This is a genomic window from Streptomyces alboniger (assembly GCF_008704395.1).
GTDB lineage: Bacteria > Actinomycetota > Actinomycetes > Streptomycetales > Streptomycetaceae > Streptomyces > Streptomyces alboniger.
The window spans coordinates 1,381,711-1,403,280 of the sequence record NZ_CP023695.1; the positions used below are offsets into that span (position 1 = coordinate 1,381,711).

Below are 21,570 nucleotides of genomic sequence, written 5' to 3' on the forward strand. Positions count from 1 at the left end.
ACGCGCGCGTGGGCGGGGCGTTGCATCGCGCCGTGCACCCCGAACAGACGATCTCCGCACCCACCGGCGGCAGGAGCGGCGGCGACAAGGCCGCCCGACGCGCTGTCACCGTCTTCCCCGTCCTGGTCCTGGCCGCGGGCGCTCTCGGCCTCGCCGCACCCGGCGTCTTCGAGGGCTGGGGCACCGGCGTGCCGTACCTGCTGGGCGTGGTGATGTTCTGCATGGGGCTGACGATGACCCCGCTGGACTTCCAGGGCGTGGTCAAGCGGCCCTGGGCGGTCGCGCTGGGCCTGGTCGCCCATTACGTGATCATGCCGGGGCTCGGCTGGCTGATCGCCCACGCGCTGAACCTCTCGCCCCAACTGGCGGCCGGTGTGATCCTGGTGGGCTGCGCGCCGAGCGGCACCGCGTCGAACGTGGTGACGTATCTGGCGCGCGCCGATGTGGCGCTGTCCGTGTCCGTGGCCACCGTCTCGACGGTCCTCGCGCCGCTGGTCACACCACCGCTGACGCTGCTGCTGGCGGGCGAGTACCTGCCGGTGGACGCGGGCTCGATGGTCACCGACATCCTCAAGACCGTGCTGCTGCCGGTCCTCGCGGGCCTTGTGGTGCGGCTGCTCTTCGGGCGGTACGTCGACCGGGTGCTCGGGGCGCTGCCGTGGCTGTCAGCGCTGACCATCGCCGCCATCGTGGCGATCGTCGTGGCGGGCAGCGCCGCGGCCATCAAGTCGGCCGCGGCGCTGGTGTTCCTCGCGGTGTTCCTGCACAACGGCCTGGGCCTCGCGCTCGGCTACGGCGCCGGCAAACTGGCCCGCCTCGGGCAACCGGCCTCACGGGCGATGGCCTTCGAGGTCGGCATGCAGAACTCGGGCCTGGCGGCCTCCCTGGCCACGGCCCACTTCAGCCCCCTCGCGGCACTGCCCTCGGCGGTGTTCTCCGTCTGGCACAACGTGTCGGGCGCGCTGGTAGCGGCCTGGATGGCGCGCACACGAAAGTCCCCGGACGGACAGCGGCCATCAAGCGCGTCCGGCGCTTGAGAACAAGGGGCTGCGACATTCAAGCCCGTCCGGCGTTTGAGGACGAGCCAGGCGCAGCCGGCGACAGAGCACCCCCAAGGCTCAGGAGCCAGATCAATCGTTGGAGGCCAACCGCAGCAAGTGGTCCGCCAGCGCCTGACCCCCCGCCGGCTCCCTGCTGATCAGCATCAGCGTGTCGTCGCCCGCGATCGTCCCGAGGACGTCGTGCAGCTCGGCCTGGTCGATGGCCGAGGCGAGGAACTGGGCCGCGCCCGGCGGCGTACGGAGCACGACGAGGTTGGCCGAGGCCTCCGCGGAGATCAGCAGCTCCGCGGAGAGACGCCGCATCCGCTCTTCCTTGGCCGACTCCCCGAGCGGCGCGCGCGGGGTGCGGAAACCGCCCTCGCTCGGCACGGCGTAGATGAGGTCGCCCTCGGCGTTGCGGATCTTGACCGCGTTCAGCTCGTCCAGGTCGCGGGAGAGCGTCGCCTGCGTGACGGTCAGGCCGTCGTCGGCGAGCAGCTTCGCCAGCTGGCTCTGGGAGCGCACCGGCTGCCGGTTGAGGATGTCCACGATCCGGCGGTGGCGTGCGGTGCGGGTCTGCGGCACGGCGGGACCCGCGTGGTCGCCGTGCTCGTTGCCTTGCGCCTGGCTCATCGTCGTCTCATTCTCCGGATCGTCCGTCCCCGTCGGCTTCAAGAGCCTTGTCCAGGATGCCGGACAGCGCCCGGAGGAACGCGTCCACCTCGTCGCCGCGCACGTTCAGCGGTGGCATCAGCCGTACGACATCGGGGGCGGGCGCGTTCACCAGGAAGCCGGCGTCCTGAGCCGCCTGCTGCGCCCGCGGCGCGAGCGGCTCGGTGAGCACGATACCCAGCAGCAGGCCCGAGCCCCTGACATGCCCTACGAGCGGGTGTCCGAGTGACTCGATTCCGTCGCGCAGCTTCTCGCCCGCCCGCTTGGTGTTCTCCAGCAGGCCCTCGGCGGCGATGGTGTCGACGACCGCGAGCCCGGCGGCGCACGCGACGGGGTTGCCGCCGAACGTCGTGCCGTGGTGACCGGGCTTGAACAGCTCCGCCGCCGCGCCGAACGCGACGGTCGCGCCGAGCGGCAGGCCGCCGCCGAGACCCTTCGCGAGTGTGACGACGTCGGGCTCCACGCCGTCGTGCGCCAGGTGCTCGAACCAGTGCCCGGTCCGGCCGATTCCGGTCTGCACCTCGTCGAGGACGAGGAGGGTCCCGGTGGCCCGGGTGATCTCCCTGGCGGCCCGCAGATAGCCGGCGGGCGGCATGACGACGCCGCTCTCGCCCTGGATCGGCTCGATGATCACGAAGGCGGTCTCGGTGGTGACGGCCGCGCGCAGAGCCTCCACATCGCCGTACGGGACGTGCGTGACGTCACCGGGCAGCGGGAGGAACGGCTCCTGTTTGCCGGGCTGGCCGGTGAGGGCGAGCGCCCCCATGGTCCGGCCGTGGAAGCCGCCGTCGGTGGCGACCATGTGCGATCGGCCGGTCAGCCGGCCGATCTTGAAGGCGCCTTCGTTGGCCTCGGCACCGGAGTTGCAGAAGAACACACGGCCTTCGCGCCCGAAGAGCTGGAGCAGCCGTTCGGCGAGCGCCACGGGCGGCTCGGCGACGAAGAGGTTCGAGACGTGGCCGAGCGAGGCGACCTGGGCGCTCACGGCCTCGACGACCGCCGGGTGCGCGTGGCCGAGCGCGTTGACCGCGATGCCGCCGACGAAGTCGACGTACTCCTTGCCGTCGGCGTCCCACAGCTTGGTGCCCGCGCCGCGCACGAGGGGCAGCCGCGGCGTGCCGTAGTTGTCCATGAGCGCGCTCTGCCAGCGCGTGGTCAGCTCCTGGTTGCTCATGACTCCCCCTCGGTGCCGGTGCTGTTGGCGGTGCCGGTGCTGGTGGCGTCGGGCACGACCATCGTGCCGATGCCCTCGTCGGTGAAGATCTCCAGCAGGATCGAGTGCTGGACCCGCCCGTCGATGACCCGGGCGGTCTCGACGCCGTTTCGTACGGCGTGCAGACAGCCCTCCATCTTCGGGACCATGCCGCTGGCCAGCTCGGGCAGGAGCTTCTCCAGCTCCTTCGCGGTGAGCCTGCTGATGACCTCGTCGGAGTTCGGCCAGTCCTCGTACAGGCCCTCGACGTCGGTCAGGACCATCAGGGTCTCGGCACCAAGCGCCGCAGCGAGTGCCGCAGCCGCCGTATCAGCATTGACGTTGTAGACATGCCCCTTGTCGCTTTCGTCCTGGGAACGGGCGATCGAAGAGACGACCGGGATGCGGCCGTCGGCGAGCAGCGCCTGGATGGCGCCCGTGTCGATCTTGGTGATCTCGCCGACCCGGCCGATGTCGACCAGTTCGCCCTCGATGCGGGGCTGGTGCTTGGTGGCGGTGATGGTGTGCGCGTCCTCGCCGGTGAGGCCGACGGCGAGCGGGCCGTGCCGGTTGAGCAGCCCGACCAGTTCGCGCTGCACCTGGCCGGCGAGCACCATGCGTACGACGTCCATGGCTTCCTCGGTGGTGACGCGCAGGCCGGCCTTGAACTCGCTGACGATGCCGTGCCGGTCGAGGGCCTTGCTGATCTGGGGGCCGCCGCCGTGCACGACGACGGGCTTGAGGCCCGCGTGGTGGAGGAAGACGACGTCCTGGGCGAAGGCGGCCTTCAGGTCGTCGTCGACCATGGCGTTGCCGCCGAACTTGATGACGACGGTCTTGCCGCGGTGCCGGGTCAGCCAGGGCAGCGCCTCGATGAGGGTCTGGGCCTTGGGCAGCGCGGTGTGCTTACGCGCGGTGGGCTGGCTCATGAGCTGTACGCGCTGTTCTCGTGGACGTAGTCGGCGGTGAGGTCGTTGGTCCAGATGGTGGCGCTCTCGTCGCCCGCGGCCAGGTCGGCGGTGACGACGATCTCCCGGTAGCGCATGTCGACGAGGTCGCGGTCCTCGCCCACGGAGCCGTTCTTGCAGACCCAGACGCCGTTGATGGCGACGTTGAGCCGGTCGGGGTCGAAGGCGGCGGACGTGGTGCCGATCGCGGAGAGCACCCGGCCCCAGTTGGGGTCCTCGCCGTGCAGGGCGCACTTGAGGAGGTTGTTGCGGGCGATGGACCGGCCGACCTCGACGGCGTCGGCCTCGCTCGCCGCGTTCACGACCTCGACCTTGATGTCCTTGCTGGCGCCCTCGGCGTCGCGGATGAGCTGGCGGCCCAGGTCGTCGCAGACCTCGCGGACGGCCTCGGCGAACTCGGCGTACTCGGGGGTGACTTCGGCCGCTCCGGAGGCGAGCAGCAGCACGGTGTCGTTGGTGGACATGCAGCCGTCGGAGTCGACCCGGTCGAAGGTGAGCCGGGTGGCGTCCCGCAGCGCCCTGTCCAGGACGCCGGCCTCGACGTCGGCGTCGGTGGTCAGCACGACCAGCATCGTGGCGAGGCCGGGGGCGAGCATGCCCGCGCCCTTGGCCATGCCGCCGACGGTCCAGCCGTCCCTGGTCACGACGGACGTCTTGTGGACGCTGTCGGTGGTCTTGATGGCGATGGCGGCCTTCTCGCCGCCGTGCGCGGAGAGTTGACCGGCGGCCTTCTCGACGCCCGGCAGGAGCTTGTCCATCGGCAGCGTCACGCCGATGAGCCCGGTCGACGCGACGGCGACCTCGCCCGCGTTGAGGGACAGGACCTCGGCCACCTTCTCGGCGGTCGCGTGCGTGTCCTGGAAGCCCTTGGGGCCCGTACAGGCGTTGGCGCCGCCGGAGTTGAGGACGACGGCGGAGACGAGTCCGCCCTTGAGCACCTGCTCCGACCAGAGGACGGGGGCGGCCTTGACGCGGTTGGAGGTGAACACGCCCGCGGCGGCGAGGCGGGGCCCGGTGTTGACCACGAGGGCCAGGTCCGGGTTGCCGTTCTCCTTGATCCCGGCGGCGATGCCCGCCGCCGTGAATCCCTTGGCTGCCGTCACACTCACGGCGCGACTCCGATCGTAGTAAGCCCGGTGGCCTCGTCGAGGCCGAGGGCGATGTTCATGCTCTGCAGGGCACCGCCCGCGGTGCCCTTGGTGAGGTTGTCGATGGCGCTGATCACGATCACGCGGCCGGCGGTGTCGTCGTACGCGACCTGGATCTGCACGGCGTTGGAGCCGTACACGGCGCTGGTCGCGGGCCACTGCCCCTCGGGGAGCAGTTGGACGAACGGCTCGTCGGCGAAGGCCTTCTCATAGGCCGCCCGCACGGACTCGGCGGTCACACCCGGCTTCGCCCGCGCGCTGGAGGTGGCGAGGATGCCGCGTGGCATCGGGGCGAGCGTCGGCGTGAAGGAGACGGTGACGGAGGTACCGGCGGCGGCGCTCAGATTCTGGATCATCTCGGGCGTGTGCCGGTGCGCGCCCCCCACTCCGTAGGGCGACATGCTGCCCATGACCTCGGAGCCGAGGAGGTGCGGCTTGGCGGCCTTGCCCGCGCCGGAGGTGCCCGACGCGGCGACGATCACGGCCTCCGCCTCGACGAGGTCCGCCGCGTACGCGGGGAAGAGCGCGAGCGAGACGGCGGTCGGGTAACAGCCGGGGACGGCGATGCGCTTGGCGCCCGCCAACGCGGCGCGTCCGCCCGGCAGTTCGGGAAGGCCGTAGGGCCAGGTGCCGGCGTGCGGGCTGCCGTAGAACTTCTCCCAGTCCCCCGCGTCCTTCAGCCGGAAGTCGGCGCCCATGTCGACGACGAGGACGCCCTGGCCGAGCTGCTCGGCGACGGCGGCGGACTGCCCGTGGGGCAGCGCGAGGAACACGACGTCGTGCCCCGCGAGAACCTCCGCGGTGGTCGGCTCCAGGACCCGCTCGGCGAGCGGAAGCAGATGCGGCTGGAGCGCGCCCAGGCGCTGCCCCGCGTTCGTGTTCCCGGTCAGGGCGCCGATCTCCACCTCGGGGTGGGCGAGCAGCAGACGCAGCAATTCGCCGCCCGCATACCCGCTCGCCCCTGCCACTGCTGCGCGTACCGCCATGGAACCCTCCTCTTGGATGGCATGACTATACGCAGAGCTGCACTTTTATGCAATGGCGCTCCGGTAGTCGTACGGCCTCTCCGCCGCGAGGACGAGGCGGATGCGCCCACGGGGCGACGCCCCGGCCACGCCACCTCGACCAGCCTGGGTCGCATGCCGAGAACACCTGCGTTACCGAACGTGCCGCGCTGGGCCCGACTCGCCGCGACGGGGGCCGCGCTGACCAACGTGCCCTCGGCGCTGTGGCGCGTCGCCATCGCCGTCGGCGTCCCCGTGGGGCTGGCACAGTCCGAGTACGACCAGATGCACGCCCCGGGCTGGGGGTCGTACTACCTCGTCGGCCTCAGTCTGGTCTCCGAGTTCTTCGGGTTCCTCGCCCTTGGTCTCGTACGGAGCTGGGGCGAGACCTGGCCGCGCTGGATCCCGTATCTCCGTGGCCGCCGGGTGCCCGTCATGGTGGCCACCACCCTGGCGGGCCTCGGCGCGCTGGCCACGACGGTCTTCGGGGCACTGTTCGTCCACACGTCCATCAACGCGGCGGACATGGCGGCCAGCGCCTGGGGCACATGGCTGCTCAACATCGTCTACGCTCCCCTGCTCCTCTGGGGCCCGCTGCTGGGGGCGGTGACGGTGCACTACTACCGGCGCCGGACCTACGTGGTCCAGGGATGATTGCCCCTGTGCATGAGGATGAGAACGGGCGCGAGGGCCCGCGGTACACCCTGGCCGGGACCGGCGACGGCCATGTCTGGGGCGTCTGCGCCGAAGTGGGGGGACTCTTCGGGGAACCCGACCGCGAGACGTACGAACTGTCCGGCTGGGTTCCGGAGGCTTCCGGCGTACCCGCGTGGGTGGGCAGCCGGGTGTGGCTGGTGCCGGAGGACGACGCACTCGACGCCTGGCTGCTGGAGGACGCGGAGAGTTCGGGGCAACTCCCCGGAGCGGACGGCCTGTTGCTCACCGGTCTGGACGACTACGAGGGACCGCCCGAGAAGTACAGGGGTCGCGTGCGCGTGCACGACGGGCACCGCTGGTTGGGCTCCTGCCGCGAGTTCACCCACGTCCTCTCGTCCGAGCAGCCGCCCTCGCTCGTCCTGCGGGGGCTCGCGCCGAGCGACCGGCTGAGGGCGGCGCTGGTGAAGGGCACCCGGCGGGCGCTGGATCTGGAGGAGGCGGCTCTGGAGATCCGGGACGCACAGGGTGAGCCGCTCACCGACCGGCTGCTGCGGGCCACCGTCAGCGGCTGGCGCCCCTCCTCCCAGGGGGCGGGCCTGATCGACCTGGAACTCGACGGAGGCCGCCTCTTCACACCCGTTCCCGAATACGCCCGGCCGGTCTGGGAGCGGTGGTTCGCCGGACCACCGGACGCCGTGAACGCCTGGGCCGGCCTCGACACCCGCCGCCGCGGGGCCTGGCACGACCTCGTCCGGGAGCGGGGCTGCCGGCGAACCCACCACCACGACCGGCCGGCCGGGCACACCTACGAACTCGACGGGCGGCACATCACCGACGAACCCGCCCTCTATCTGGCGCTCGGCGAGGCGGTCAACGGCCCGGGGGGCTACTTCGGCGGCTGCCTCGCCGCCCTGCGCGAATGCCTGGGCGGCACCTTCGGCTACACCGCCCCCGCCACCCTGCTGTGGCGCGACGCCGCGACCGCCCACGAGCACCTTTCCCACGCCCTGACACCGGACGGCCGGCCCTACGACCTGTTCGCCGCGGTCCTCGACACCCTGTCCGAGCGCGGCATGGCCGTCACCCTGGCCTGAGCAGTCGCGCGGCCGGCGGCGATCTCGTCGTACAAGCCGCCGCGCCCCCGCCGCCGATAATTCGCGTGCCCCCCGCTTCGGGCGCGTTACCTTCGGCCCTATGAACGTCACCGGCCGAAGCCGTACCGCGACCGCGCGAGCGACCAGCTCGCCGGTTGCCGCCGCCTGACGTACGTCCTCATCCCACCGGCGACCGGAAACGGCCCGCCGGTGGATCCGTGGTCTCCCCTCCCGGTTCCGGTGTTCCGCGGGCCGTCGCCCGGCGCCTCCCCAGCCGCGACGCCAAGGAGCCACTCCCATGAAGACCGTTCCCATGAGCACCGAGCGAGTCGTCCGTACGTTCGTCGAGTACTACGAGGACCGCGGGCACCGCCGGATCACCGGCTCGACGCTGCTGCCACCGTCCGGTGGCCCGGTGCTCTTCACCACCTCGGGCATGCATCCGCTCATCCCCTACCTGGCGGGGCGCCCGCACCCCCTGGGCCGACGACTCGTCAACGTACAGCGCTGTCTGCGCACGACGGACCTGGAGGAGGTCGGCGACCCCACCCATCTGACCGTCTTCGAGATGCTCGGCACCTGGTCGCTCGGCGACTACGAGGGTCCGCGGAGCCTCGACTGGGGGTACTGGCTGCTCACCGAGGGGTTCGGTGTCGATCCGGGGCTGCTGCACGCCACGGCCTTCGGCGGTGACGAGCGGACCGGGCCCGATACCGCCTCCGTGGAGCTGTGGCAGGAACGCGGGGTCCCCGTGGAGCTGACCGTCGAGGACAACTGGTGGCCCAGCGGGCCGACCGGCCCGTGCGGCCCCGACTCGGAGATCTTCCTGTGGACGGGCGAGGGCCCGCCGGAGTCGACGCCCACGCGCGACGACCGCTGGGTGGAGGTGTGGAACCACGTGATGATGCGCCACCGCCGGCTCGCCGACGGTTCGCTCGTGCCGCTGGCCCAGCGCAATGTCGACACCGGTCTCGGCCTGGAACGGCTGGCCTCGCTGCTCCAGGGCCGCACCTCGGTGTTCGAGTGCGACGTCTTCGAGCCCTGGCGCCGGCTCGTGCCGGGGCTGTGGCCGCTGGACGAGCCGTCACTGCGGCTGGTCTGTGATCATCTGCGCTCGGCCGTGGTGGTGATCGGCGACGGAGTGCGTCCGGCCGCCGGAGGGCGCGGCTATGTGCTGCGCCGCCTGGTGCGGCGGGTGCTCACCGTGCTCTGGCGGGACGACCCCTCACGCGGCCTCGGGGACCTCCCGGACGAGCTGGTCCCGCACACCCTGGACCGCTTCCGGCAGGACACCGACCCGGGTGAGGTGCGCCGGGTGCTGCTGGACGAGGAGCGCCGGTTCCGGCGGCTCCTGGAGCGCGGCCGGCAGGTGCTTGCCCGGCCCCGCTTCCACGGCTCGCTGGACGAGGAGGACTTCCGCTATCTGCACGACACCCACGGCCTGCCGCGGGACCTCGTGCTGAGCCTGCGGTCGACGGGCTGAGGGCGTCCGTCAGGAGCGGGGGCCGGTCAGGAGCGGGCGTTCTCGTCGGCGCGGGCCGCCCGCTTCTGGGCGTCCTCCGCCTGCTTCTCCTTGATACGCACCGCTTCCTTGCGGACCTCGGCCTGCGTGGCGCGCTCCTGGCGCAGCCAGCCGGGCATCTCGTCCTTCAGCGCGTCGATCTGCTCCGTGGTGAGCGGCTCGGTGACCCCGCCGCGGGCGAGGCCCGCGATGGAGACGCCGAGCTTGGCTGCGACGACGGGGCGGGGGTGCGGGCCGTTGCGGCGCAGTTCCTGGAGCCACTCGGGCGGGTCGGTCTGGAGCGCGTTCAGCTCAGCGCGCGTGACGAGACCCTCCTGGAACTCGGCGGGGGTGGCCTCGAGGTACACACCCAGCTTCTTCGCCGCGGTCGCGGGCTTCATGGTCTGGGTGGTCTGGTGCGACGTCATGGTGTCAAGGGTATCGAGCATGTGCGCTACTTCCGACCACGACCGGTAGCCTGGCGAGGTGACAGGCTCGGAAGTAACCCCTTCGTTCCGGCTCGCCTACGTCCCGGGGGTGACGCCCACCAAGTGGGTGCGTATCTGGAACGAGCGGCTGCCCGACATCCCGCTGACCCTTCTCCAGGTCTCCCCCGCCGAGGCGGCCGACGTGCTGCGGGCCGGTGGCGCCGACGCCGGATTCGTACGACTGCCGGTCGACCGTACGGACCTCAGCGCGATCCCCCTCTACGCCGAGACGACGGTCGTCGTGATCCCCAAGGACCACGTCGTGGCGGCGGTCGACGAGGTGTCGCCCGAGGACCTCGCCGACGAGGTCGTGTTCCACCCGCTCGACGAGACGCTGGAGTGGGAGCAGCGGCCCGGGGTGCCGGCCGCCGAGCGCCCCGAGACGACGGCCGACGCCGTCGAGCTGGTCGCCGCGGGCGTGGGGGTGCTCGTCGTCCCGCAGTCCCTGGCGCGCCTGCACCACCGCAAGGACCTCACCTACCGCATGGTCACCGGCGCCCCCGAGTCGCGCGTGGCCCTGGCCTGGCCGGAGGCCGAGACCACGGATCTGGTCGAGGACTTCATCGGCATCGTCCGTGGCCGCACGGTCAACAGCTCACGGGGCCGTACCCAGACCCCGGCGAAGGACAAGGCCCCAGCGAAGGACAAGGCCCCGGCCAAGGCCAAGCCCGCCGGCAGGACAGGGGCCAAGGCGGGCGACAAGGGCCGTCGCGGGGCGCCCGCCCGGCAGTCGAAGGGCGCCAAGCCGGCCGCCAGGCGCGGGAAGCCCCGCCGCCGGCCGTAACCGGGGTGACGTACGCGAGAGGGGCCTCCCGCCGCAGTGGCGGGAGGCCCCTCCTTCATGGGCGCCGGAGCGTCAGCTCAGGATCGCGAGCGCCTGGTTGAGCGTCGCGGACGGGCGCATGACCGCGGAGGCCTTGGCCACGTCCGGCTGGTAGTAGCCGCCGATGTCGGCCGGGGAGCCCTGCACCGCGATCAGCTCGTCGACGATGGTCTGCTCCTGCTCGGCCAGCGTCTTGGCCAGGGCCGTGAACGCCTCGGCGAGCTGGGTGTCCTCGGTCTGCTTGGCCAGCTCCTGCGCCCAGTACAGGGCGAGGTAGAAGTGGCTGCCGCGGTTGTCGATGCCACCGAGGCGGCGGCTCGGCGACTTGTCGTTCTCCAGGAACGTGGCGGTGGCGCGGTCCAGGGTGTCGGCGAGGATCTGCGCGCGGGCGTTGTCCGTGGTGGTGGCGAGGTGCTCGAAGCTCACCGCGAGGGCCAGGAACTCGCCCAGGCTGTCCCAGCGCAGGTAGTTCTCCTTGACCAGCTGCTGGACGTGCTTCGGGGCGGAGCCGCCGGCGCCCGTCTCGAAGAGGCCGCCGCCGTTCATCAGCGGGACGACCGACAGCATCTTGGCGCTGGTGCCCAGCTCCAGGATCGGGAACAGGTCGGTGAGGTAGTCGCGCAGCACGTTGCCGGTGACGGAGATGGTGTCCTCGCCGCGGCGGATGCGCTCCAGGGAGAACGCGGTGGCCTCGACCGGCGACATGATCCGGATGTCCAGGCCGTCGGTGTCGTGGTCGGCGAGGTACCGCTCGACCTTGCCGATGAGCACGGCGTCGTGGGCGCGGGTGTCGTCCAGCCAGAACACGGCCGGGCTGCCGGTCGCGCGGGCGCGGGTGACGGCGAGCTTGACCCAGTCCTGGATCGGCAGGTCCTTGGTCTGGCACATGCGGAAGATGTCACCGGCGGCGACGGTCTGCTCCAGGACGACGTTGCCGGCGGCGTCGACGACGCGCACGGTGCCGGTGGCCGGGACCTCGAACGTCTTGTCGTGGCTGCCGTACTCCTCGGCCTTCTGCGCCATCAGGCCGACGTTCGGGACGGAGCCCATGGTCGACGGGTCGAAGGCGCCGTTGGCGCGGCAGTCGTCGATGACGACCTGGTAGATGCCCGCGTAGCTGCTGTCCGGGAGGACGGCCAGGGTGTCGTGCTCCTCGCCGTCCGGGCCCCACATGTGGCCGGAGGTGCGGATCATGGCGGGCATGGAGGCGTCGACGATGACGTCGCTCGGGACGTGCAGGTTGGAGATGCCCTTGTCGGAGTCGACCATGGCCAGCTCCGGGCCCTCGGCCAGCTCGGCCTCGAAGGACGCCTTGATCTTCTCGCCCTCGGGGAGCGAGTCCAGGCCCTTGAAGATGCCGCCCAGACCGTCGTTCGGGGTCAGGCCGGCGGCGGCGAGGGTCTCGCCGTGCGCGGCGAAGGTCTTCGGGAAGAAGGCGCGGACCACGTGGCCGAAGACGATCGGGTCGGAGACCTTCATCATCGTGGCCTTGAGGTGCACGGAGAAGAGGACGCCCTCGGCCTTGGCGCGGGCGACCTGCTCCTTGAGGAACTCGCGCAGCGCGGCGACGCGCATGACGGAGGCGTCGACGACCTCGTCCGCGAGGACCGGTACGGACTCGCGCAGGACGGTGGTGGAGCCGTCGTCACCGACCAGCTCGATGCGCAGCGAACCGGCCTCGGTGATCACCGCGGACTTCTCGGTGGAGCGGAAGTCGTTCTCGCCCATGGTGGCGACGTTCGTCTTCGAGTCGGCCGTCCAGGCGCCCATGCGGTGCGGGTGCGCCTTGGCGTAGTTCTTGACCGACGCGGGGGCGCGGCGGTCGGAGTTGCCCTCGCGCAGGACCGGGTTGACGGCGCTGCCCTTGACCTTGTCGTAGCGGGCGCGGATGTCGCGCTCCTCGTCGGTCTTCGGGTCGTCCGGGTAGTCGGGGAGCGCGTAGCCCTGGCCCTGCAACTCGGCGATCGCGGCCTTCAGCTGCGGGATCGAGGCCGAGATGTTGGGCAGCTTGATGATGTTCGCCCCGGGCGTCTTGGCGAGTTCGCCCAGCTCGGCGAGGGCGTCGTTGATGCGCTGGCCCTCCTCGAGACGCTCGGGGAAGCTCGCGATGATCCGCCCCGCGAGCGAGATGTCACGGGTCTCCACGCCGACACCGGCCGTCGATGCGTAGGCCTGGACCACCGGCAAGAACGAATGGGTCGCCAGGGCCGGGGCCTCGTCAGTGTGGGTGTAGATGATGGTCGAGTCAGTCACCGGGTGCTCCGCTCCGCGTCTGCAACATTGCTCGACATCAAGATATCTCCTACCTCCCCCCTGCCGGACAGGGCCCCAAGGACCCCAATCTGAGTAGACACTGTCTACTCAATGGAGTAGACAGTGTCTACGAAGATGGTACGGGTATCGAAGGTGGCGAAGGCTGTGAGGGTGATGAAGGAACACGACGAACGCCACGAAGGCGATGCCGGGCTGCGGGCCCGGCTCGTGAGGACGGGCGTCGAGCTGGTCGAGGCCGAGGGCGTGCAGGCGCTGACCCTGCGGGAGATCGCCCGTAGGGCAGGGGTCTCGCACGGGGCGCCCCGGCGGTACTTCCCCACCCATGTCGCCCTGCTGTCGGCGATCGCGCGACGGGGCTTCGCGGAGCTGGCGGCCGAGGTCGAGAGGGCCGCGGTGCAGGGCGGCGCGCGTACGCGGTTGAAGGCGCTGAGCCGTGCCTACCTCGGTTACGCGGCGGCCCACCGCGGCATGTTCGAGCTGATGTTCCGCCACGACCTCCTGGAGAGCGGCGCACTGGGCCTGCGGGAGACCACCCTGCCGCTCTTCGACACACTGGTCGGCCTGGTCGCCGACGCCCGCCCGGCGTCCGGCGCGGGGGCGCGGGTCGTCGCGGGCGCGCTCTGGGCGAACCTGCACGGCATCGCCCAGCTGTGGGAGTGGGGCAGTCTGGGACTCGCGACCGGGGCGGCGGATGTGGAGCCGCTGATCGAGGCCGCGCTGGAGGCGCACCTCGGACCGGAGGCCTCGTGAGGTCCGGCACCGGAGGCCTCGCGAGTCCCGGCACCGGAGGCCCGGTGAAACCCGGGACCGGAGTGCAACGGAACCTCACCCTCGTGTGCAGCGTCCTCGGCGCCATGATCGTCGCCCTGGACGGCACGGTACTGACCATCGTGCAGCCCGCTCTCCAGCGCGATCTGGACGCCTCCTTCGCGCAGGTGCAGTGGACCAGTACCGGATACCTGATCGCGGTGGCGAGCCTGCTGGTCTTCGCGGGGCGGCTCGGCGACCGGTACGGGCACCGGCGGCTCTTCGCCGTCGGGACGCTCGGCTTCGCGCTCGCCTCCGCGGGCATCGGTCTCGCGTCCGGCGTCGGCTGGGTGATCGGGCTGCGCGTCGCCCAGGGTGTCTTCGGCGCGCTGTTGCAGCCCGCGACGCTCGGGATGCTGCGGGCCGCGTTCCCGCCGGACAGGCTCGGGATGCCGATCGCCGTGCGGACCAGTGCGATCGGCCTCGCTGCGGCGGCGGGGCCGGTGCTCGGCGGGGCGCTCGCGACGCATCTCGGGTGGCGCTCGGTGTTCTTCCTGAGCGTCGTGCCCGCGCTCGTGATCGGCGTACTCGCACTGGTGGTCCGCGTGCCCGCGCCGCCCCGGAAGGGGCCCGCGCCCGGACTCGATCTGCCCGGCGCCGGGCTGCTCGCGGTGGCGCTCGCCTGCCTGGTGCACACGCTGGTCGGCGTCGCGGAGACCGGCTGGACGGCGGCCACCACGCTCGGCTTCGGCGCCGCGGCGGTCACCGCGGCCGCGTTCGTCCGGCATGAGCGCCGTGCCGCGAGTCCGCTGGTGCCGCCCCGCCTGGTCGCCTTGCCCGCGGTGGGCCCCGCGCTCGGCGTGCTGGTGGCGGCGTCCGCGGCGATGCTCGGGGCGCTGTTCGTGGCGACGTACTTCCTGCAAGAGGTCCTGGAACTCGATCCGCTGCGAAGCGCGCTGAGGGCGCTGCCGCTCGCGCTGATGATGGTGGTGTGCGCGCCGTACGGGGCGGTGCTGCTGCGGCGGCACGGGCCGCGGCGGACCATCACGGCCGCGATGGTGGTGCTCACCCTCGGCGTCCTCACCCTGTCCCGTCTGGACCGGGCGTCCGGGCCGCTGCTGATGGGCGGCGGGTTCCTGCTGGTCGGCGCGGGCTTCGGCACGGTGATGGTCGCCGCGACCGCGGTCGTCGTACGGCATGCCCCGGTGGCGGACGCCGGGGTGGCGGGCGGTCTCCAGCAGACCGCGATGAACGTGGGCCCGACGCTGGGCATCGCCCTGGCGACCACGCTGATGACGACCTTCGCGGGGCGCGGCGGGGGCCCTCACGGGAACTCTCAGTGGACCGACACCGCGTTCCTCACGGCGATGGACCCGACGCTGTCGGCCCTGTCGGCGGTGGCGGCACTCGGCGCGCTGACGGCGACGAGGCTGCCGCGGCGTGCCCGGGGAACAGGCAGCCAAGGCCCCCTGCCCGCCAGGGCACCGCGCCCGACGGCCGACTCCGCGTCACGCGGATAGGGCCTGGCCGCGCCGGATCGGCCCACGACCGGGGCATGGCCGTGTTCCGGGGCGGGTGAGCTGGGTCGGCAGCGGGGACCGCTAACCGCCCGGCCCGCGCCGCCCGCCACACCCGGCCGCGCCAGCCAGCGCCGCTCCCCCGCCGGGTCGTCCGCGTCGGGCAGCCACCGCGAGGGCGTCGCCGTCGCGCTGGAGGGCGCGCTCCCGACCCGGGGCGCAGGCGGACGCGGCACCGGGGGCCGATCCCGTGAGCAGCGCCGCGGCCGTCAGCCCCGCCCGTCTGCTGATCCCGGTCATCGGGCCGCCTCCGGCTTCGGGCAGGTGAGGTCCGCGGCGGGCAGCTTCCCGTCGCGCAGATAGGTGTTGACGGCCCGGTCGGCGCACGGGACGGGGGTGAGGCCGTCGTTGCCGCGTCCGTACACGCCGTGCGCGCGGATGTCGGCCGTCAGGAGACGTGACCCGGTGAGCCTGCGGTGCAGGGCGAGGGCGCCCTCATAGGGGACGTTGTTGTCGTGGCGGGCCTGGAGCAGCAGGACGGGCACGTCATTGCCGATCCTCGTGCCGGGTTCGCGGGGCTCGCCACGCCAGAACGCGCACGGCGCGATCATGCCGTTGACGTAGGGGCCGAACACCGGCTGGGCAGCCCGGCTGCGCTGCATGTTCTGCCAGTACGTCTCCGGGTTCTTCGGCCAGCCGCCGGCGGGCCACCCGCCGTCCCCGCACATGAAGATCGCGCCACCGGTCATGCTGCTCTCCAGCTCCGGTGAGGCGAGCAGTTCGAGGAGTCCGGCGAGCGCGGGCCCCGGCTCGACCTCCTCACCCGCGGCCGCCTTCTTCAAGTCCGCTGCCACACTCTTCAGTTGGGGGTCGTTCTCCTCGTGCTGGACGAGCTGCTTGAAGATCATCCGCAGGAGAGGGGCGTTGAGTCGCTGCCCCTTCACGGGGATGGGGCGCTGCTCGGCCCGGCGCAGCAACGCCCGTACGTCGTCCCGCACTTGGCCGTCGAGCGCCGCCTCCGCGGGCGCGCCCGACCGCTGGAACAGCTCGTACTGCGTGGCCGCCGGGTCGGTCGAGGAGTCCAGGACGACACGGTCGGCGCGGCGCGGGAACAGCTGGGTGTAGACGGCGCCCAGGTCCGCGCCGTACGAGACTCCGTAGTACGAGAGTTTCCGCTCGCCGAGTGCGGCGCGGATCGCGTCCATGTCGCGGGCGACGTTGCGGGTCGAGGCGTGCGGGAGCAGATCGGCGTTGCCGCCGTGCTCCTGGCAGCGGCGGGCGGTGTCGCGCGCCGCCCGCACCGAGGCGTCGAAGTCCGCGCGCGGGGTGGTGGTGGGCCCGGGCGGCACCGGGCGCGGGGCGGCGCCGCAGGTGAGCGGGGTGCTCTCGCCGAGGAAACGGGGGTCGAAGCCGATCAGGTCGTAGCGGTCGGCCACATCCTCCAGCGCCGGGCGCAGGGCGAGGGTGTGGGCGAGTCCGGTGCCGCCGGGGCCGCCCGGGTTGGAGAGCAGGATGCCGCGCCGCTCGGGCGACCTCGCCTTGATACGGGAGATGGCGATCCGGATCGTACGGCCGCCGGGGTCGGCGTGGTCGAGCGGCACGGTCACCTTCGCGCACTGCGCGCCCGCCTCGTTCAGCTCCTTCTGGTCGGCGGGGCAACGACCCCAACCGAGCGCCGACGAGGGTAATTTGGGTGGCTCGGCGGGTCCGGGCGCGGCCACTGCGCCGCCGGCGAGGAGTCCGGCCAGGCCCAGGCCAGCGGCGACTGCTGACGCGACGCGCATCGTGCGTGCTCCTTGGGTTCGGCGGCGGTCGCACCGGCCGGGCGGCCGGGCGCTCGATCACCACGCTAGGGACCCGGGCGCGGGCCGGCCATCGGGCCAGTGGGCCGAAGATCCCTGGGGAAAACCCCCGTACAGACGCCGCCGCTCCGCCGCCTTGACCTGGAGTCCGCTCCAACTCCTAAGGTCAGGACCGACCACGGAGCACCAGCCAGGAGGTACCACCATGACCAGCCTTCCCACCCGCCGGCTCGGCGCGCTGACGGTCTCCGCGCAGGGACTTGGATGCATGGGGATGAGCCACGCCTACGGCACGTCGGACGACACCCAGTCGATCGGGACGATCCACCGCGCCCTCGACCTCGGCGTCACCCTGCTCGACACCTCCGACTTCTACGGCAACGGCCACAACGAGGAACTGATAGGCCGCGCCCTCGCGGGCCCGCGCCGCGAACAGGCCGTCGTCGCCACGAAGTTCGGCTTCGCCAACGCCCTCGGCGAGCCGCTGCACATCCGGGGCGACGCCGCCTACGTACACCAGGCGTGCGACGCCTCGCTGCGGCGGCTCGGGGTCGACCACATCGACCTGTACTACGTGCACCGGGTCGACAAGACCGTACCGATCGAGGAGACCGTCGGCGCGATGGCCGAGCTGGTCGCGGCGGGCAAGGTGCGCCACCTCGGGCTCTCCGAGGCCAGTGCGCGCACGATCCGGCGGGCGCACGCCGTGCATCCGATCGCCGCGTTGCAGAGCGAGTGGTCGCTGTGGACCAGGGACCTGGAGGGGGAGATCGCGCCCGTCTGCCGCGAACTCGGCATCGGCCTCGTGCCGTTCTCGCCGCTCGGGCGCGGCTTCCTCACCGGCCGCTACACCTCGCTCGACGCGCTCTCCGAGAACGATCTGCGGCGCACCCAGCCCCGCTTCGCCGACGGCAACCTGGAGCGGAACCTGTCGATCGTGGACGCCCTGAACGCGCTCGCCGCCGAGAAGGGCGTCACCGCCGGGCAGCTCGCGCTCGCCTGGGTGCAGCACCGCGGCGACGACGTCGTACCGATCCCCGGCACGCGCCGCGAGAAGTACCTGGAGGAGAACGTCGCCGCCGCCACGATCGAGCTGTCCGCCGACGACCTCGCGGCGATCGACGCGGCGGCGCCCGCGGACGGGGTGGCGGGCACGCGGTACGACGAGGGCAGCATGTCGGTGGTCGACAAGTAGGGGCCGGCCGCCGGGGAACGGCAGGCCGCCGGCCCACGTAGCCTGCTGGTATGCCCTTCCCCCACCCCGTACCGGAGGCCCTGACCCATCTCGCGGGCGAGTGGCGCGTGACCCGCACGGTCCGCGACCTCGCCGACGGGTCCGAGGGCCGCTTCTCCGGTACGACGCTCTTCTCGCCGCTGCCCGCCCCGGACGAGGGCGGGCTCCTCCACCACGAGTCCGGCGTCTTCACCTGGCGCGGCACCGCACGCCCAGCCGAGCGCACCCTGCGGTTCCTGCCCGGCGGCATACCGGGCACGGCCCGCGTGGAGTTCGCCGACGGCCGCTTCTTCCACGACCTCGACCTGCGCTCCGGCCGCCACAGCGCGGACCACCCCTGCTCGGCGGATCTCTACCGCGGCGAGTTCGAGGTGTACGACGCGGACCGCTGGCGCGCCCGGTGGCGGGTGGGCGGCCCCGCCAAGGACCTGCTGCTCGTCACGGACTACGTACGGACACACATCACTGCTCGCCCAGCGCCATCCACCTGTCCGGAGTCTCCAGGGCCTTGAAGCCCACCTTCTCGTAGACCCCGTGCGCGTCGGCCGTGGCGAGGAGCACGCGGCGCAGGCCGAACGGCTCCAGGTGCGCGCGGACCGCGTCCACGAGCGCGGTGCCAAGGCCCGTGCCGCGCGCGGCCGGGGTGACGTACACATCGCAGAGCCAGGCGAAGGTGGCCCGGTCGGTCACCACGCGGGCATACGCGACCTGATCCCCCGAACTCCCTTCGTACGCACCGAAGTTCAGTGACCCGGCGATCGCCGCGTCCTGCTTGGCGCGGGAACGGCCGAGGGCCCAGTACGCGTCCGTGGACAACCACTCGTGGACGCGGGCCGCGTCGATGCGGGCGGGGTCGGCCGATATCTCGTACTCACCGTGGAGCGTGACACTGTCGTTCATTCCCCGACCCTGCCAGGAGCGCCCGCGCGCAGTCGAGCGTGTTCCGTCTGGTGGGACGGGCGCCCTCGGCTACCCCCGCACCTCGTCACAGGCCTCGCGCAGTCTGCGCACTCCCTCGCCGATCTCCCCCACCCCGGCGACCGCCGCGAAGCTCAGCCGGACGTACGCCGCCGGGGGCTCCGCGGCGAAGTACGGGCGGCCGGGGGCCACGGCCACGCCCGCGCGCAGGGCCGCCGATGCCAGCGCCGCCTCGTCCGTGCCGTCGGGCAGCCGCAGCCACAGGTGGTAGCCACCCGCGGGGATGTGCGGCATCGCGAGTTCGGGAAGACGCAGCCGCAGCGCGGCGGCCATGGCTTCCCTGCGGACCCGCAGCTCACCCGCGACCGCCCGCAGATGGCGCGGCCAGGCCGGTGAGCCGACCAGTTCGAGCGCCGCCTCCTGCAACGGCCTCGGCACGAAGAAGTGGTCGACGACCTGGATGGCGCGCAGCCGTTCGAGGACCGGCCCGCGCGCCGCGAGGGCGCTCACCCGGAAGCTCGGCGAGGTGGCCTTGGTGAGCGAGCAGACGTGCACGACGACGCCGTCCTGGTCGTCGGCGGCGAGCGGCCGCGGCAGCGGCCCGGCGTCCTCGTGGACGAGGCGGCGCACGAAGTCGTCCTCGATGACGAACGCGCCCGCCTCGCGGGCGATCAGCAGGACCTCGGGGCGCCGCTCGGCGGAGAGCACCGCGCCGGTCGGGTTCTGGAAGAGCGGCTGGCAGACGAAGACCCGGGCGCCCGTCGCGCGGAACGCGGCCTCCAGGAGCCCCGGGCGGACCCCGTCGGTGTCGACCGGCACCGGCACGGGGCGCATCCCCGCCGCGCGGGCGATCGCCAGCATGCCGGGGTAGGTGGGCGACTCGACGAGCACCGGCGCCCCCGGCGGGGCGAGCGCCCGCAGCGCGGTCGTCAGCGCGCTCTGCCCGCCCGCCGTGATCAGCACCTCGGCGGCGGTGATCGCCCCGCCCACCCCTCGCGCGAACCACTCCCGCAGCTCCGGGAGGCCGTCGACGGGCGGCCGCCCCCACGCCCCGGGCCGCCGCCCCGCACGCGCGAGCGCCGCGGCCATGGCGCGCTCGGGCTGGAGCGCCGGATTGAGGTAGCCGCCGTTGAACTCGATGACGCCCGGCGGTGGCGCGGCCAGAGTGGCGAGCACTCCGGTCGCGTCGACCCCGCGCGGCACCAGCTCCGCCGCGGCGTCGGCGCTCAGCGACACCTCCTGCCATGAGGTGTCCCCGGCCGGCGCGGCGGGCGCCGACGGCACCGCACGGAAGACCCCGGCGCCGGGCCTGGTGACGACGAGCCCCTCGGCGGCGAGCTGCGCCAGCGCCCGCGACACGGTCACCGGGCTCACCTTGAACCGCTCGACGAGCGCGCGGCTCGATGGCAGCTTTCCACCCGGAGAGTAGCGGTCCAGCTCACTCCGCAGCTGTTTCGCCAGTTCGCCCACGCTGCTACTGTCATGCATGACAGCACAGGATAGCGCTACTCGCCCGAGGCGGATAGCAGTCACCGAAGCCCCCGCCCCGGCGACCTCCACGACGACCGGCCCCGCCGCCACCCCCACGGCCGCGCCGCACGGCGCCCGCCGCACCGGCACGCTGATGGCCGCCCTGGGCGTCACCGCCTTCTCGCTCACCTTCCCCGCCACCGCGTGGGGCCTGGAGGGCATCGGCCCGTGGAGCCTCGTGACCCTGCGCGGCGCCCTCAGCGCCCTCATCGCGGGCGGCTGCCTGCTCGCCCTGCGCGTCCCGGTCCCGCACCGCCGCCACTGGGCGGGCCTCGCGGTGGTCGGCGCCGGCGTCGTCGTCGGCTTCCCCCTGCTCACCACGCTCGCCCTCCAGACGTCCACCACCGCGCACGCGGCCGTGGTCGTGGGTCTGCTCCCGCTGACCACCGCCGTGCTCTCGGCGCTGCGCACGGGCGCGCGGCCCTCGCGCATGTTCTGGACGGCGGCGCTCGTCGGGGCCGCCGCGGTCATCGCGTTCACCGTGCAGCAGAGCGGCGGCGCCCTGTCCGCCGCCGACCTCTATCTCTTCGGCGCGCTCCTGATCTGCGCGGCCGGCTACACCGAGGGCGGCAGGCTGGCCCGCGAGATGCCCGGCTGGCAGGTCATCGGCTGGGGACTGATGCTCTGCCTGCCGCTCAACGCGGTCGGCGCGGTCCTCGCCCTCCAGCACGAGTCATTCCAGCTGACCGGGCACAGCACGGCGGGCCTGCTCTACTCCGCGATCGGCTCGCAGTTCCTCGGTCTGGTCGTCTGGTACCGCGGCATGGCGGTCATCGGCGTCCCCAAGGCCAGCCAGCTCCAGCTCGCCCAGCCGCTGCTGACGCTGGTCTGGTCGGTCTTCCTGCTCGGCGAGCACCTGCCCGTCGCCGCGCCCCTGACGGCGGCCGCCGTGCTCGTCTGCATCGCGGTCACGCAACGGGCCCGTGGCTGACCGAGCCGGTGCCCGCCCGACCAGGCGCCA

The 21,570-nt window shown here is 72.6% G+C and carries 20 protein-coding genes; 10 read left to right on the top strand and 10 right to left on the bottom strand.

What is annotated here, in order from left to right; translation table 11 throughout:
* Positions 1-32 precede the first annotated feature (32 nt).
* Entirely contained in the window at positions 33-1,037 is a 1,005-nt protein-coding gene (locus CP975_RS05955) for a bile acid:sodium symporter family protein (RefSeq protein WP_055530084.1), read from the top strand.
* A 93-nt stretch (positions 1,038-1,130) separates the two neighbouring features.
* Here CP975_RS05955 and CP975_RS05960 read toward each other — a convergent pair whose 3' ends face one another.
* Genes CP975_RS05960 through argC form a run of 5 tightly spaced genes read right to left on the bottom strand, consistent with a single transcriptional unit; the run spans position 1,131 to position 6,006 of the window.
* On the bottom strand, positions 1,131-1,673 hold the full coding sequence (locus tag CP975_RS05960) for an arginine repressor (protein ID WP_055530059.1): 543 nt from the start codon (positions 1,671-1,673) through the stop codon (positions 1,131-1,133).
* A gap of 7 nt (positions 1,674-1,680) precedes the next feature.
* The gene (locus tag CP975_RS05965) at positions 1,681-2,886 is read right to left on the bottom strand and encodes an acetylornithine transaminase (protein ID WP_055530061.1); all 1,206 of its coding nucleotides are present in this window, start codon (positions 2,884-2,886) and stop codon (positions 1,681-1,683) included.
* On the bottom strand, positions 2,883-3,833 hold the full coding sequence (gene argB, locus CP975_RS05970; protein ID WP_055530063.1) for an acetylglutamate kinase: 951 nt from the start codon (positions 3,831-3,833) through the stop codon (positions 2,883-2,885). The genes CP975_RS05965 and argB overlap by 4 nt, the downstream gene beginning before the upstream one ends.
* Positions 3,830-4,981, bottom strand: coding sequence for a bifunctional glutamate N-acetyltransferase/amino-acid acetyltransferase ArgJ (gene argJ / locus CP975_RS05975; RefSeq protein WP_055530064.1), 1,152 nt, complete (start codon positions 4,979-4,981; stop codon positions 3,830-3,832). Before argJ ends, argB begins: the two co-directional genes overlap by 4 nt.
* Positions 4,978-6,006: an N-acetyl-gamma-glutamyl-phosphate reductase gene (gene argC, locus CP975_RS05980; protein ID WP_055530066.1), complete on the bottom strand. Its 1,029-nt coding sequence runs from the start codon at positions 6,004-6,006 to the stop codon at positions 4,978-4,980. Before argC ends, argJ begins: the two co-directional genes overlap by 4 nt.
* A 153-nt stretch (positions 6,007-6,159) precedes the next feature.
* Here argC and CP975_RS05985 point away from each other — a divergent pair, with 153 nt between their 5' ends.
* The 3 genes from CP975_RS05985 to CP975_RS05995 all read left to right on the top strand — a co-directional run bounded on the left by CP975_RS05985 (position 6,160) and on the right by CP975_RS05995 (position 9,258).
* Complete coding sequence (locus CP975_RS05985) at positions 6,160-6,678, top strand: hypothetical protein (protein ID WP_055530068.1); 519 nt, start codon at positions 6,160-6,162, stop codon at positions 6,676-6,678.
* Positions 6,675-7,775 (top strand): barstar family protein, encoded by a 1,101-nt coding sequence (locus CP975_RS05990; protein ID WP_055530070.1) that lies wholly within the window; start codon positions 6,675-6,677, stop codon positions 7,773-7,775. Before CP975_RS05985 ends, CP975_RS05990 begins: the two co-directional genes overlap by 4 nt.
* A 313-nt stretch (positions 7,776-8,088) precedes the next feature.
* Positions 8,089-9,258, top strand: a complete 1,170-nt coding sequence (locus CP975_RS05995) for an alanine--tRNA ligase-related protein (protein WP_055530085.1) — start codon at positions 8,089-8,091, stop codon at positions 9,256-9,258.
* Positions 9,259-9,284: 26 nt separating this feature from the next.
* On the opposite strand, the gene CP975_RS06000 is transcribed toward CP975_RS05995, so the two are convergent.
* Positions 9,285-9,704: a DUF5997 family protein gene (locus tag CP975_RS06000; protein ID WP_199782954.1), complete on the bottom strand. Its 420-nt coding sequence runs from the start codon at positions 9,702-9,704 to the stop codon at positions 9,285-9,287.
* Positions 9,705-9,762: 58 nt separating this feature from the next.
* Here CP975_RS06000 and CP975_RS06005 point away from each other — a divergent pair, with 58 nt between their 5' ends.
* Complete coding sequence (locus CP975_RS06005) at positions 9,763-10,548, top strand: LysR substrate-binding domain-containing protein (RefSeq protein WP_150476633.1); 786 nt, start codon at positions 9,763-9,765, stop codon at positions 10,546-10,548.
* A gap of 72 nt (positions 10,549-10,620) precedes the next feature.
* Here CP975_RS06005 and CP975_RS06010 read toward each other — a convergent pair whose 3' ends face one another.
* A complete protein-coding gene (locus CP975_RS06010; protein ID WP_055530076.1) occupies positions 10,621-12,840 on the bottom strand; it encodes an NADP-dependent isocitrate dehydrogenase in 2,220 nt (739 codons plus the stop codon).
* A 174-nt stretch (positions 12,841-13,014) separates the two neighbouring features.
* On the opposite strand from CP975_RS06010, the gene CP975_RS06015 reads away from it, so the two are divergent.
* Positions 13,015-13,611: a TetR/AcrR family transcriptional regulator gene (locus CP975_RS06015; protein WP_055530078.1), complete on the top strand. Its 597-nt coding sequence runs from the start codon at positions 13,015-13,017 to the stop codon at positions 13,609-13,611.
* Positions 13,612-13,715: 104 nt separating this feature from the next.
* A complete protein-coding gene (locus CP975_RS06020; protein WP_055530086.1) occupies positions 13,716-15,128 on the top strand; it encodes an MFS transporter in 1,413 nt (470 codons plus the stop codon).
* A 293-nt stretch (positions 15,129-15,421) separates the two neighbouring features.
* Here the strand turns inward: CP975_RS06020 and CP975_RS06025 are convergent, their stop codons facing one another.
* Positions 15,422-16,909: an alpha/beta hydrolase gene (locus CP975_RS06025; RefSeq protein ID WP_150476634.1), complete on the bottom strand. Its 1,488-nt coding sequence runs from the start codon at positions 16,907-16,909 to the stop codon at positions 15,422-15,424.
* A gap of 223 nt (positions 16,910-17,132) precedes the next feature.
* On the opposite strand from CP975_RS06025, the gene CP975_RS06030 reads away from it, so the two are divergent.
* Positions 17,133-18,122, top strand: a complete 990-nt coding sequence (locus CP975_RS06030; RefSeq protein WP_150476635.1) for an aldo/keto reductase — start codon at positions 17,133-17,135, stop codon at positions 18,120-18,122.
* A gap of 50 nt (positions 18,123-18,172) precedes the next feature.
* Positions 18,173-18,673: a DUF6314 family protein gene (locus CP975_RS06035; protein WP_150476636.1), complete on the top strand. Its 501-nt coding sequence runs from the start codon at positions 18,173-18,175 to the stop codon at positions 18,671-18,673.
* Here CP975_RS06035 and CP975_RS06040 read toward each other — a convergent pair.
* Positions 18,624-19,061 carry a GNAT family N-acetyltransferase gene (locus CP975_RS06040; protein WP_150476637.1) on the bottom strand — a complete coding sequence of 146 codons (438 nt, stop codon included), beginning with the start codon at positions 19,059-19,061 and terminating at the stop codon, positions 18,624-18,626. The genes CP975_RS06035 and CP975_RS06040 overlap by 50 nt on opposite strands.
* Positions 19,062-19,130: 69 nt before the next feature.
* The gene (locus tag CP975_RS06045) at positions 19,131-20,567 is read right to left on the bottom strand and encodes an aminotransferase-like domain-containing protein (protein WP_150476638.1); all 1,437 of its coding nucleotides are present in this window, start codon (positions 20,565-20,567) and stop codon (positions 19,131-19,133) included.
* Between CP975_RS06045 and CP975_RS06050 the strand changes: the two genes are divergently transcribed.
* Positions 20,566-21,540, top strand: a complete 975-nt coding sequence (locus CP975_RS06050) for a DMT family transporter (RefSeq protein ID WP_150476639.1) — start codon at positions 20,566-20,568, stop codon at positions 21,538-21,540. The two genes, CP975_RS06045 and CP975_RS06050, sit on opposite strands and share 2 nt — an antisense overlap.
* Positions 21,541-21,570 lie beyond the last annotated feature (30 nt).